This window comes from Streptomyces sp. NPDC027663 (assembly GCF_055566415.1).
Window position 1 is genome coordinate 412,008 of record NZ_JBVHSK010000001.1, and the last position, 12,616, is coordinate 424,623.

Genomic DNA, 12,616 nt, shown 5'->3' on the forward strand with positions numbered 1-12,616 from the left:
CTCATGACTGGTCCCCCTTACGGTCCTCCGGCGCGCCCGGGCCCGCGAGCAGTTCGGCCGCCAGCTGCTGGTAGCGCAGCACGGCCTGTTCGGCCACGCGCAGGTCGCAGGGTGCGCTCCACAGCATGCGGCGGGCCGCGTCGTACCGCTCGACGAGGAACGGGTCCTCGGCCAGGCCGTGCCGGGCGACCTTCGCCTTGTAGGCGTCGAGCCGGCCGCGCAGTTCGGCGCGGACCGCGAGCGGCGCGGTGACCGCGGTCAGTGACTCGCGGGCGCGCAGCAGTTCGTCCTCCGCCTTCTGCTCCAGGGACTCCAGCAGCGGGGACAGCCGGTGCCACTGGGCCTGCCTGCGGTACTCGGCGGCGGTCGCCAGCTGCTCCTGCAGCACGGTCGGCGGCCCGCTGACCACCGGCACCTCGGTCGCGGCGATCTTCGCCAGCACCTCGCCGCGCGCGGTACGGGCCTCGGCGAGGGTGCGGTCGGCGCGCGAGAGCACGTCCCGCAGCCGGATCAGCCGTGCCTCGGCGTCCTGGCGCACCGTCAGCACGGCGCCGATCTCCCGGCGCACGTCCTCCAGGGCGCGCGCCTCACGGTCGTACACCGTCGTGTCCGGGCGGCCGCCGCCCGGCGCCGAACTGCCCTCGGCCGGCACCCAGAAGGAGAGCGGGTCGGAGACGACGTCCTCGCGCAGCTTGGTCAGCGTGCGGGTGATGCGCTCCAGGTCGTCGCCGGCCGGGTGCTCGCCGGGGCGCACGCCGACGGAGTGCGCGAGCTGCCGGGTGCGCTGGAGTTCCGCGGCGAGTAAATCGATCCGCGCGGGCAGCGCCGACCACACCGCGTCGGCGGCGACGACCATGTCCAGGCTCGTCGCGTACAGCTCGTTCATCCGGTCCACCAGTGTGGACAGCGAGAACGTCTCGCTCAGCCTGCCGGTGCCGCCGCCGGGGACGGTCACGGACGCGCCGCGCAGCAGCTCGGTGAGTTCCGTCAGGTCCTCGCGGCTCGACCAGCGGCGCCGGGCGCGGATCTCCCGGGCGCTGCGCAGCGCGGCCGTGTAGGCGTCGAAGTACGCCCACAGCAAGGTGATCCGGTCCTCCGCGGACTGCCAGCGTTCCCGGGTGACCCCGGTCAGCTCGGCGCCTTCGAGGAGTCTGCGGCCCGCGTGGTCCTGCAGCGCCAGCAGCGAGGTCTCGATCGCCTCGTGCTCCTGGCCGAGCCGCGCCAGCGCACGGTCCACCTCGTCCCGGTCCATCACCGGCCCGGCGGGGTCCGTGACGCCCATCGATCACCTCTCGCTTGCTGTCTGTTCCGGTGGGGTGCGCTCAGCTGGACTGCAGGTACTGCGGCTGGGGCGGCTCCGACGCGGCCGCGTCCTTCCCCAGTGTCGCCGACAGCCACTTGTCGTACGACGCCTGCCACCCGTTCGCGCGGTAGCTCACCAGCACGCGATTGACCCGGCCTACCAGATCGGTGGCACCCTTCTTCATCGCCACGCCGTAGTACTCGGCGGTGAACGCCTCGCCCTTCAGTTCGACGGTCGGATCCTGGGCGGCCTGGCTCGCGGCGAGCGCGCCGTCGGTCACCACCGCGTCCGCTTCGCCGAGTTGCAGCCGGACCAGGCAGTCGAGCTGGTTCGGGACGGTGGCGGAGATGTCGGTGGAGGCGGGCAGCCGGCCGGACTTCCGGTCGGCGTCCAGCTTGGTGTACGCCGTCGAACCGGCGGCCGTGCAGACCTTCTTGTGCGCCAGCGAGTCGTTGTAGCCGGTGACCGGCGACGACTTCGGGGCGAGGACCTGCTGACCGGTCTTGAAGTAGGGCGCGGAGAACGCGACCTGCTGGAGCCGGTCACAGGTGATCGTCATCGTCCGCACGACCATGTCCACCCGTCCGTCCTCGATGGCCGGGATGCGCTGGCTGGTCGGGATCGCCTTGAACTGCACGGCGTCCGGGTCGCCGAGTATCTCCTCGGCGATCCGGTGGGCGAGGTCGATGTCGAAGCCCTCCAGCTCCGCGCCCTCGGTGTTGGGATTGCGGTAGCCCCAGCGGTAGCTGTTCTGGTCGACGCCGACGATCAGCTTGCGCTTGGCGCCGGTACGGGCCTTGATGGCGTCGATCGTCGGACCGTCCGCGCCGGAGGGGGCGAGCGTCCGCTTGTGCACGTCGGCGTCGCTGCACCCGTCGATGACGTCGGCCTGGGTGCCGGTGGCCACCCGCTGCCCGCCGCGGCCCGGCTCCGGCTGCTGGGTGCGCGGCAGCAGCAGGACGAACGCCAGTGCCAGTGCGCACAGCACCGCCATGGCGGCGACCCCGCCCCAGCCCCGCAGGGCGGACCGTGCACGGTTCACGTACATCGCCTTGCCCCCTGTCACCGGTACTCCGAAAGCCTGCGCCCGATGCCGGCGACCGCGCCGGCCGCGGCCAACACCCCGAGGACGGCCGCGCCGACCGTCAGCCCGGTCATCGCGTCCCGCCCGTCACCGGCCGCCTGCCGGAACTCGGCCTGCTCGTGGTCGATGGCCCGGGCGAGGTTGCGGTCGACGCTGTCGAAGCACTCACCGGTCGCGCCCTTCGCGCCGATCACCTTGTCCAGCGCCTGCTGGTAGTTGCCGTTCTCGTCCTCGGCCCGCGCCGCGGCGTGGCGCTGCTTCCACACCGCCATGTTGCCCTCGGCCGCCTTGACCGGCGCGGTGCCCCCCTGGTCGTCGGCGAGCTTCTGCGCCGCGGTCAGCCCTTCGCCGAGCACGGACATGTCCTTGTCGAAGTCGTGGTAGTAGGCGTCGTACGGCTTTCCGCCGACCGTGACGGTCTCCGCGCCGCGCGCCACCAGGCTGAGGTTCTCGTTGCCCCGCGCCTTCAGGGACGCGATCCGGGCGTCGTGCAGCACGGTGAGCGAGCGGATGCCGTTGTCGTACGAGCCGTCGAGTTCGGCGCGGGCCACCGCATGGCCCACGACGAGCCACAGCAGGGCCACGGTGGTGGCTGCGCAGGCGGCGACCAGACCGTGGTTGAGGACGCGGTTGGTGCGCCGGTACATGCGGTGCTGGGCCCAGCCGAGCCCGGCGAGTGCGAGCACCCCGAGCGCGATCGCCGCCCACGGGTACGGCGTGGCGTCGCCGTAGTCGGCGTCCAGGCGCCGGTTCTCCGTCGTGTAGAGATCCTCCGCCGCCGGGAGCATCTCCTTCTGCATCTTCTCGTTGGCGTAGCGCAGATAGGCGCCGCCCACCGGGTAGCCCTGCCGGTTGTACGTCCGCGCCCGCTCGACCAGCCCCTTGTACTCGGGCAGCAGCCGGTTCAGCTCGGCGATGGTCGCCTCGGAGGCCGAGCCGGGATCGGCGTTGGCGGCGGCGGTGACGAGTCCGGAGGCCGCGGTGCGGATGTCCTTCTCGTACCGGTCCCGGGAGGCCGCGCTCTCCTGACCGCCCGCCAGGAAACCGCTGGACGCGGCCGTGTTGGCGTCGGCCAGCGAACGGTAGATGCCGGCCGCCCCGGAGCTGAGCGGCTGACTGCGGTGCAGCACGTCGTCGGCGGCGGCCGAGCGTGCGCTGGTCTGCCAGGCGGTGACCGCCCCGAACGCGACGACCAGCAGCGCCAGTACGGCACCGATGATCCGCAGCCGCCCCGGTTCGGTCGTCGCGGCGGCCCGCAGGCGCTCGGCCCCCTCGGCGAAGGCGGTGCGCCGGGCCGGCGGCACCGGCGGGACGACGGCCGCGGACCGGCCGGGCTGAGCGGGAATGCCAGGGGCACCGGCGGGCCCGGCGGGCCCGGCGGGCCCGGCCGGCGGTGGCGCCGTGCTGCTCTTCGGCGGATGTGTCACCCGACCTCCCCCATGGTCATCCGTTCGCCGCCAAGTATCGCCGCCCGGACCGGCATCCGCACCGGCCTTCACTCGATCTTGATCGGATCGCAGCGCGCGCTGCTCATGTATACGCCGGGAGCGTTTGTTCGGTTCCACCCGGGAGCGCGGGACTGCCGGGCCCGGCCGCGGGCCTGCGCCGCCCGGCCCGCCTCGGTCTCCCTCGGTCCGTGGACCGCCCTCCAGGGTGGCCGGTGTCGGAGGGCCGCCCTCTCAGGGCTCCCGGTGTTCGTGGGCCGCCTTCTCCAGTGCCGCCGCCTCCGCCTCGGCGACCCGGGTCTCGGCGGCCACGTCGATGGAGCGGGTCAGCCACCAGTACAGGGCCGCGGAGACCGGCAGTCCGATGAACAGGGAGATGTCGGCGCCGCCCAGGGCCTTCGCGGCGGGGCCGACGAACAGGGTCCCGACGGAGAAGAACGGGATCATGGCGGCGAAGCCGACGAGGTAGGCGATGATGCCGTGCCAGCCCCAGCGCCCGTAGATGCCGTGCGGGTTGAAGATCTCGGCGACGGCGTAGTGCCCGCGGCGCACCACGTAGTAGTCCATCAGGTTCACCGCGGTCCACGGGATGAACAGGTAGAGCACCAGCAGCAGGAAGTTCTCGAAGTTCTCCAGGAAGTTCGACGTCGCGACCAGTGCGCCGACGAGGGAGAGCGCCGCGGTGAACGCGATGGTGAGCAGCCGTACGGCGAGCGTCGGCCGGACCCGTTTGAACGAGTCGACGCCGCTGATGAGGGTCAGGGAACCGCCGTACATGTTCAGCGCGGTCACCGAGACCAGGCCCAGTGCCGAGAACAGCAGCACGATCGCACCGAACCCGGTGAACACCTTGTCGCCCGCGGCGTTGATCGAGCGGATCGCGTCGAAGTCCTTGCCCGCCCACGCGGCCAGCAGCGCGCCGAGGACCATCAGCCAGACTCCGCCGAGCGCGGAGCCGAAGTACGTCCAGTAGAAGGTCTTGCGGACGGTCACGTCCGGCGGCAGGTACCGCGAGTAGTCCGAGACGTAGATGGCCCAGCTGATCTGGTAGCCGGCGACGACACCGAACTGGGCCAGGAACGGCGTCCACTTGAAGGCGCCGAGGTCGAAGGAGCCCGCCGGGTAGTGCAGGGTGACCAGGACGCCCACGGTGAAGATCCCGAAGATCACCAGGAAGGTGTACGTCAGGACCCGCTCGGCCTTGTGGATGACGTCGTAGCCCACCAGCGCGATGACCAGCGCCACCACGGTGACCACCACGATCCACAGATGCACGCCGCCGTGGACCGTGGTGTCCAGCGCTTCGGCGGCGAGGCTGCTGTTGAAGACGTTGAACCCCGCGTACTGCACGTAGGCGAAGAGCCATACGAGGAGGGCGCCGACGTAGCCGAACTGGGGCCGCGACTGGATCATCTGCGGCAGGCCCAGCTGGGGGCCCTGGGCCGAGTGGAACGCCATGAAGAAGGTACCGATGACGGTGCCGGAGACGATGGCCAGCAGCGACCAGATGAGGTTGCCGCCCTGGGTGATGCTGACCAGCCCCACCGCCAGGGTGGCGATCTGGGCGTTCGACATGAACCACAGGGGTCCCAGGTGCCACAGCTTCCCGTGCCGCTCGTCCAGCGGGACGTAGTCGATGGACCGGACCTCGATGCCCGACACCCTTGGCTCGGCCGATGTGCTCATGGCGCCTCCCGAGTGCCGGCCGGTATCCCTGGTCACTGTGTTCCCCGGCTCCCCTCCCACGACGCCTAGGGGGAGGGCCGGTCACCGGGCGCCATGACCGGTCACCACCCGCGCCCGGGCCCTCGCCGCCCGCCGCACCGGCGCCGGCTCAGCCCGCCTCCCAGTGGCCCCGCGCCCGCCGCTGCGCCTCGGCCCCCGCCGCCAGCCGGTCCAGGCCCAGCAGCGCCGCGCCCAGCACCGGGCTCGCCGTCACCACCCGGACGTCGGCCTTGGGGGCGCGGACCGCCAGCAGGTCGCGGACGGTGTCGTTCAGCTGCGGGTGGCCCGCCGTGAGGACGCTGCCGCCCAGCAGCACCGGGGTCTCCTCGGCGAGGAGATCCAGGCGGGACAGGGCGACCGTGGCCATCACCGTGACCTCTTCCGCGAGCCGGGTGACGAGCGTGCGGGCCACCCGGTCGCCGTCCGCCGCCGTGGCGAACAGGACCGGCGTCAGTTCGTGCCGCCGGTCGTGACCGACGTGCTCCAGGTGCAGGGCCTCGATCAGGGCGTACATGGTCGGCAGGCCGAAGTGCGCGGGGAGCGTGCGGGCCAGGGCCGTCGGCTCGCCCCGCCCGTCCTCCGCGCGCGCCGCGTGCCACAGCGCCTCCTCCGCCAGTCCCCAGCCGCCGCCCCAGTCACCGGAGATCCGGCCGATGGCCGGGAACCGGGCGGTACGGCCGTCGGGGCGCATGCCCACGCAGTTGATGCCCGCACCGCACACCACGGCCACCCCGCGAGGCTCGGCGATGCCCGCGCGGAGGATCGCGAAGGTGTCGTTGCGGACCGCCACCGATGTGCCCCACGCGCGCGCGTGCAGCGCGTTCGCCAGTTGCTCCTCCTCCACCGGGAGGTCCGCGTTGGCCAGGCAGGCCGAGACATGGGTCACGGCCCCCACCCCGGCGTCCACGAAGGCCCGGGCCACCGGATCCGCCAGCGTGTCCAGCGCCGCGGCCACGCCCACCGCGGGCGGGCGGAAGCCGCCGCCGCGGGCCGTCGCCAGGACCTCGCCGGCGGCGGTGACCACGGCGACGTCGGTCTTGCTGTTGCCCGCGTCGATGGCGAGGACCGTCAGGGGGTCGGGTGCGGTCAGGCCCACGCGAGGTGCTCCCGGTTGTGTGCGACCAGCTGGTCGGTCAGGGTCTCGGCGTACGCGTACTGGCCGATCAGGGGGTGCGCGAGCAGTGCCCGGAAGACGCGGTCCCGGCCGCCGCGCAGGGCCGCCTCCAGGGCCAGGTCCTCGTACGCCGTCACGTTCGCGATCAGGCCCGAGAACAGCGGGTCCGGCTCCGGGACCGGCAGCGGGACCGGACCCGCCGGGCCGACCGCCGCCTGCACCTCGATCACCGCGTCGTCGGGGAGGAAGGGCAGGGTGCCCTTGTTGAGCGTGTTCGCCACCTGGTACGGGCTGCCGCCACCGCCCAGCAGAGCCGCCGCCAGGTCCACGGCCGCCTCCGAGTAGTAGGCGCCGCCCCGCTTGGCCAGCAGGGCCGGTTTCTCGTCCAGGGCCGGGTCGCCGTACATCGTGAGCAGCTCGTGCTCCATGGCGGCCACCTCGGAGGCCCGGGAGGGCCTGGTCCGCAGGTCCCGTACGACCTCGTCGTGGGCGTAGTAGTAGCGCAGGTAGTAGGAGGGCACGACGCCGAGGCGGTCCAGCAGGCGGCGGGGGAGGCGGAGGTCGTCGGCGAGTGCCTCGCCGTGTTCGGCCAGGATCTTCGGCAGGACGTTCTCGCCCTCCGGGCCGCCCAGCCGCACCGCCGTCTCCCAGGTGAGGTGGTTGAGTCCGACGTGGCCGAGGTGCACGTCGGCCGGGGCCGTGCCGAGCAGGGCCGCGAACTTGCGCTGGAAGCCGATCGCCACGTTGCACAGGCCGACCGCCCGGTGCCCGGCCTGGAGCAGGGCGCGGGTGACGATGCCGACGGGGTTGGTGAAGTCGATGATCCAGGCACGGGGGTTGGCACGGCGGACCCGTTCGGCGATGTCCAGCACCACGGGGACCGTGCGCAGGGCCTTCGCCAGGCCCCCGGCGCCGGTGGTCTCCTGGCCGATGCAGCCGCACTCCAGCGGCCAGGTCTCGTCCTGCTCCCGGGCCGCCTGGCCGCCGACGCGCAGCTGGAGCAGGACCGCGTCGGCCCCCTCGACGCCGGCGTCCAGGTCGGCGGTGGTGACGATCCGGCCCGGGTGGCCCTGCTTGGCGAAGATGCGGCGGGCCAGGCCGCCGACCAGCTCCAGACGGCCGGCCGCCGGGTCGACGAGGACGAGTTCCTCGACGGGCAGGGTCTCGCGCAGGCGGGCGAAGCCGTCGATGAGTTCGGGCGTGTAGGTCGAGCCTCCGCCGACCACGGTGAGTTTCACTGAAGGTTCCCTCGCTTCCATGGGGTGCGGGCAGCAGTCATCGGCCGGGGGTTCGCGGGTCGTCCCCCGGGTGAGCACGGCATGTGTGGTTCAACCCTTCACTCCGGTGAGCGTGACGCCTTCCACGAACGCCTTCTGGGCGAAGAAGAACACGAGGATCACGGGAGCCATGACCAGCACCGTCGCGGCCATGGTGAGGTTCCAGTCGGTGTGGTGGGCGCCCTTGAAGGACTCCAGGCCGTAGGACAGGGTCCAGGCGCCGGGGTTCTCGGACGCGTAGATCTGCGGGCCGAAGTAGTCGTTCCAGGCGTAGAAGAACTGGAAGAGGGCCACGGCGGCGATGCCGGGCCTGGCCATCGGGAGCACGACCCGCAGCAGGGTGCGCAGGTCTCCGCAGCCGTCGATCCGCGCCGCGTCCAGGTACTCGTTCGGGATCGTCATCAGGAACTGGCGCAGCAGGAAGACGGAGAACGCGTCCCCGAACGCCATCGGGACGATCAGCGGCCACAGCGTGCCGGAGAGGTCCAGCTGCTTCGCCCAGAACAGGTACATCGGGATGACGACGACCTGCGGGGGCAGCATCATCATCGAGATCACCAGCATGAGGGAGAGATTGCGGCCCCGGAAGCGGAACTTGGCGAGCGCGTACGCCACCGGGATCGAGGACACCACGGTCAGGGCGGTGCCCAGGCCGGCGTAGAGCAGCGTGTTCCGCCACCAGGTGAGGAAGCCGGGAGTGTCGAGCACGCTCTTGTAGTTGCCCCACTCCCAGGTGTGCGGGACCAGGTCCCTGCTGAGCGCCTGGGTGTCGCTCATCAGCGAGGTCAGGAACACGAACACGAACGGCAGCGTGAAGAACAGCGCGGCGGCGACGCCGAGCGAGTGGACCGCGATCCACTCCAGCACCGCCCTGCGGCGGGCGGTGCGTTCGGCACCGGAGACGAGCGGCGCCTGCTTCACGGGCGGGTCCAGTACCTGGGTCATCATCAGTCACCTGCCTGGATCAGGCCGCCCCGGCGCCGCATGAGCAGTGCGGTGAACGCCATCGACAGGGCGAACAGCACCAGCGCCACCACGCAGGCCGAGCCGTAGTCGAAGCGCTGGAAGCCGAGGTTGTAGACGAGCTGGGGGAGGGTGAGCGTGGACTTGTCCGGGTAGCCGGGTTCGAACTGGGTGCCCGCCCCCTGGATCACGCCGGAGGCCACCTTCCCGGCGACCAGCGGCTGGGTGTAGTACTGCATGGTCTGGATCACTCCGGTGACGACGGCGAACATCACGATGGGGGAGATGTTCGGCAGGGTCACGTACCGGAAGCGTTGCCACGCCGAGGCGCCGTCCAGTTCGGCCGCCTCGTACTGCTCCGCCGGCACGTCGAGCAGCGCGGCCATGAAGATGACCATCAGGTCGCCGACGCCCCACAGGGCCAGCAGGGTCAGTGCCGGCTTGGACCAGGTGGGGTCGTTGAACCAGCCCGGCGCCGGCAGGCCGGCCTTGTCCAGGAGGGAATCGACCGGGCCCGTCCCGGGGTTGAGCAGGAACGCGAAGGCCATGGTCGCCGCCACCGGCGGGGCGAGGTACGGCAGGTAGAACAGGGTGCGGAAGACGCCCGTGGCCGTCTTGATCCTGGTGATGAGCAGGCCGATGCCCAGTCCGAAGACCACCCGCAGGGACACCATGACCAGGACCAGCCACAGCGTGTTGCGCAGGGCGGGCCAGAACAGCGGGTAGTGCTCGAAGACGTAGGCCCAGTTCTTCCCGCCGCTCCACTCCGGCGGCCGGAAGCCGTCGTAGTGCATGAAGGAGAAATAGACCGTGGAGATCAGCGGGTAGGCGAAGAAGACCGAGAAGCCGATCAGCCACGGGGACATGAAGGCGAGCGTGCGCAGGGCTGAGCGGCGGCGTTTCGACGCGAGGGTGACGGTGCTCATCACTGCGCCTGCGCGATGTCCGTGTCGATCTGCGCGGCCGTCCTCTTCAGTCCGGCCTTCAGATCGGTGGCCTTGCCGCTCTCGTAGTCGTAGCCGAACTGCTGGATCGTCACCAGGTACACACCGCCGTTGACCGAGGCGGGTGTGGTGGTGGAGTCCGGGTGGGCGGCGATGTCGAGGAAGGTCTTGAACCGCGGGTCGTACTTCAGCTTGGGGGACTTCAGGGCGGCCAGCGTGGAGGGCACGTTGTGGATGTCGTTGGCGAAGCCGACCACCGCGTCCGTGTCCGTGGTCATGTACTTCACCAGCTCCCAGGCCGCGTTCTGCTGGTGGCTGGTGGCTGCGATGCCCGCGATCGTGCCGGTGATGTAGCCCTTTCCGTACTGGTCGGCCCGGTCGTCGGGGACGGGCAGCGGGGCCACCCCGATCTCGAATCCGGGATCGGCCTCCTCGGCCATGCCGAGCCGCCACTCGCCGTCGAGCTGCATGGCGACCTGGCCGGTGTGGAAGGGGTGCTTGGGGCCCCACTCGTCGCCCAGGGTGGCCCGGAACTTCTCCAGCCGCCGGAATCCGCCGAGTTCGTCGACGAGTTTCTTCTGGAGCGTGAAGCCCTTTTCGAAGGCGGGGTCCTTCGCAAGGGCGGACTTGCCGTCCTTGTCGAAGTAGGTCGGCGAGAACTGCCCGAAGTAGTGCTCGGTGGTGGACTCCCAGCCGTGGTAGTTCGGCATGAAACCCAGCTGCTTGTAGCCGTCGCCCTGGCGGATCGTCAGCTTCTGGGCGTCGGCCTCGAACTCGGACCATGTCTTCGGCGGGGCGGTGATGCCCGCCTTCTCGAACGCCGTCTTGTTGTAGTAGAGCCCGTACGCGTCACCGAGCAGCGGGACCGCGCAGCGGTTGCCGTCGAACCGGGTGTACTCGTTCATCGGCTTCGGGAACGTCGCCTCCGGGTCGATGTGCGACTTCTCGAAGAACGGGTTCAGGTCCACGAGCGCGCCCGAGGAGCAGAACTTGCCCACGTTGTTGGTCGTGAAGGAGGAGATCACGTCCGGTGCCTTGTCGCCGCCCGCGCGCAGCGCCTGGTTGATCTTGTCGTCGGTCATGTTGCCGACGACGTTCACGTGGATGTTGGGGTGCGCCCGCTCGAAGCCGGCGACCAGCGACTTGACCGCCTTCACCTCGTTCGGCGCGCTCCAGGCGTGCCAGAAGTTGATCGTCGTGTCCTTCGACGGGTCGTCCGTGGCGCCCGAGCCGGACTGGCCGGTGCATGCGGCGGTGAGGAGCACGGCAGAAGCAGTCAGGGCAAAAGCCGCTTTTCGGGTGACTCCGGGTATGGCTGTGGGCATGGCGAGGTCTCCCAGGGACGGGGGCGGGAAATACAGGGCGCGGGGGCGGGAAATTTCAGGGCGCGGTGGGCGGGAAGAAGGCGCGGCTGGGGGGAGAAGGTGCGGCTGAGGGGGGGCGTGGCGGGGCGGGAAGAAGGCCGGCGGGGGCGCTCAGCGCGAGGTGTCGAAGACCTCGTCGCGGGTCGTGGCGAGCGCGGACTCCAGCGCGCCGCGCAGCACGGGGTGTTCACGGACCTCGCCGACGACCAGCCGTGGCCGGGCCGCGGCCAGCTCCTCCAGTTCGGCCTGGACGAGGGCGCGCAGTACCTCGCCGCCGGCCGTCAGGGCGGAGCCGCTGAGGATGACGAGTTCGGGATCGAGGACGGAGACGAGCGAGGCGAGACCGGTGGCCAGCCGGGTCGCATAGGTCTGGAGCAGTTCCCGGTGAGGGCCGCTCGCATGGTCGGCGGCGCGGGCGACGAGCGCGGCGGCGGCCTCGGCGCACGGCCCCGGCGGCACGTCGGAGACACCGAGTTCCCGGGCCAGCTTCGGTACGGCCTGGGAGCCGGCCAGCTCCTGGTAGCCACCGCTGTTGGCCTTGGTGACCTGGCGGACCAGCGGGGTGCCCGGCACCGGCAGGAAGCCGACCTCGCCGGCGCCGCCCGTCCAGCCGCGGTGCAGCCGGCCGCCGAGGACCAGGGCGGCGCCGAGGCCTTCCTGGTTCCACAGCAGCACGAAGTCCGCGTGGCCGCGGGCCGCGCCGAGCCGCTGTTCGGCGATGGCGGCGAGGTTGACGTCGTTCTCGTACTCGACCGGCATCGGCAGCGCCGCCGCGAGTTCGCCGAGCAGTGTGGGGGAGTGCCAGCCCGGCAGGTGGGAGGCGTAGCGCAGCCGGCCGGTGTTGGGGTCGAAGGCGCCGGGTGTGCCGATGACCAGCCGGTGCACGTCGGACCGGGTGAGCCCGGCGGCCTTCACCGCGCCGTCGAGGGCGTCGGTGACCTGCTGGACCACCGGGTGGGCCGGCCGGCGGCCCGGGGTGGGCAGCTCGAACTCGCCGACCGTGCGGCCGGTGACGTCGGCGACAGCGGCGCGGATGCGGTGCGGGGTGACGTCCAGTCCGGCGGCGTACGCGGCGGCGGGATTGACCGCGTACAGCTGGGCGTTGGGGCCCGGCCGGCCCTCGCTGGTGCCGGTGACCCGGACCAGGCCGGCCGCCTCCAGGCGGGCCAGCAGCTGGGAGGCGGTGGGCTTGGACAGGCCGGTGAGCTTGCCGATCCGGGTGCGCGACAGCGGCCCGTGCTCCAGCAGCAGATCCAGGGCGGTGCGGTCGTTCATGGCGCGCAGGACGCGCGGGGTGCCCGGCGTGCCGGCGGTTCCTGCCATCGGGGTCGACACCTGCCTTTCAGCCGCCCAGCTTTTCAGTGGCCCGGGCACGGCGTCCAGTCTTGATCAGCGGA

The 12,616-nt window shown here is 71.5% G+C and carries 10 protein-coding genes; all 10 read right to left on the bottom strand.

What is annotated here, in order from left to right:
• Position 1: 1 nt before the first annotated feature.
• Positions 2 to 1,282, bottom strand: coding sequence for a coiled-coil domain-containing protein (locus ACZ4SF_RS01850; RefSeq protein ID WP_468376832.1), 1,281 nt, complete (start codon positions 1,280 to 1,282; stop codon positions 2 to 4).
• 40 nt (positions 1,283 to 1,322) lie between these two features.
• A complete protein-coding gene (locus ACZ4SF_RS01855) occupies positions 1,323 to 2,351 on the bottom strand; it encodes a glutamate ABC transporter substrate-binding protein (RefSeq protein ID WP_468376835.1) in 1,029 nt (342 codons plus the stop codon).
• Between the two features lie 14 nt (positions 2,352 to 2,365).
• Positions 2,366 to 3,814, bottom strand: coding sequence for a hypothetical protein (locus ACZ4SF_RS01860; RefSeq protein WP_468376837.1), 1,449 nt, complete (start codon positions 3,812 to 3,814; stop codon positions 2,366 to 2,368).
• 252 nt (positions 3,815 to 4,066) lie between these two features.
• On the bottom strand, positions 4,067 to 5,518 hold the full coding sequence (locus tag ACZ4SF_RS01865; protein WP_468376840.1) for a purine-cytosine permease family protein: 1,452 nt from the start codon (positions 5,516 to 5,518) through the stop codon (positions 4,067 to 4,069).
• Positions 5,519 to 5,666: 148 nt separating this feature from the next.
• Complete coding sequence (locus ACZ4SF_RS01870; RefSeq protein WP_468376843.1) at positions 5,667 to 6,653, bottom strand: N-acetylglucosamine kinase; 987 nt, start codon at positions 6,651 to 6,653, stop codon at positions 5,667 to 5,669.
• Entirely contained in the window at positions 6,644 to 7,909 is a 1,266-nt protein-coding gene (locus tag ACZ4SF_RS01875) for a 6-phospho-beta-glucosidase (RefSeq protein ID WP_468376845.1), read from the bottom strand. The genes ACZ4SF_RS01870 and ACZ4SF_RS01875 overlap by 10 nt, the downstream gene beginning before the upstream one ends.
• A 90-nt stretch (positions 7,910 to 7,999) precedes the next feature.
• The gene (locus ACZ4SF_RS01880) at positions 8,000 to 8,893 is read right to left on the bottom strand and encodes a carbohydrate ABC transporter permease (RefSeq protein ID WP_468376848.1); all 894 of its coding nucleotides are present in this window, start codon (positions 8,891 to 8,893) and stop codon (positions 8,000 to 8,002) included.
• A 2-nt stretch (positions 8,894 to 8,895) separates the two neighbouring features.
• Positions 8,896 to 9,837 (bottom strand): carbohydrate ABC transporter permease, encoded by a 942-nt coding sequence (locus tag ACZ4SF_RS01885; RefSeq protein WP_468376851.1) that lies wholly within the window; start codon positions 9,835 to 9,837, stop codon positions 8,896 to 8,898.
• A complete protein-coding gene (locus ACZ4SF_RS01890; protein WP_468376854.1) occupies positions 9,837 to 11,180 on the bottom strand; it encodes an ABC transporter substrate-binding protein in 1,344 nt (447 codons plus the stop codon). The genes ACZ4SF_RS01885 and ACZ4SF_RS01890 overlap by 1 nt, the downstream gene beginning before the upstream one ends.
• A 150-nt stretch (positions 11,181 to 11,330) precedes the next feature.
• Complete coding sequence (locus ACZ4SF_RS01895) at positions 11,331 to 12,542, bottom strand: ROK family transcriptional regulator (RefSeq protein ID WP_468376856.1); 1,212 nt, start codon at positions 12,540 to 12,542, stop codon at positions 11,331 to 11,333.
• Between the last annotated feature and the right edge of the window lie 74 nt (positions 12,543 to 12,616).

Coding starts and splice junctions, on each gene's coding strand:
- ACZ4SF_RS01885 (WP_468376851.1), bottom strand. CDS start 9,837: ATGAGCACCGTCACCCTCGCGTCGAAACGCCGCCGCTCAGCCCTGCGC.
- ACZ4SF_RS01880 (WP_468376848.1), bottom strand. CDS start 8,893: ATGACCCAGGTACTGGACCCGCCCGTGAAGCAGGCGCCGCTCGTCTCC.
- ACZ4SF_RS01855 (WP_468376835.1), bottom strand. CDS start 2,351: ATGTACGTGAACCGTGCACGGTCCGCCCTGCGGGGCTGGGGCGGGGTC.
- ACZ4SF_RS01890 (WP_468376854.1), bottom strand. CDS start 11,180: ATGCCCACAGCCATACCCGGAGTCACCCGAAAAGCGGCTTTTGCCCTG.
- ACZ4SF_RS01865 (WP_468376840.1), bottom strand. CDS start 5,518: ATGAGCACATCGGCCGAGCCAAGGGTGTCGGGCATCGAGGTCCGGTCC.
- ACZ4SF_RS01850 (WP_468376832.1), bottom strand. CDS start 1,282: ATGGGCGTCACGGACCCCGCCGGGCCGGTGATGGACCGGGACGAGGTG.
- ACZ4SF_RS01895 (WP_468376856.1), bottom strand. CDS start 12,542: ATGGCAGGAACCGCCGGCACGCCGGGCACCCCGCGCGTCCTGCGCGCC.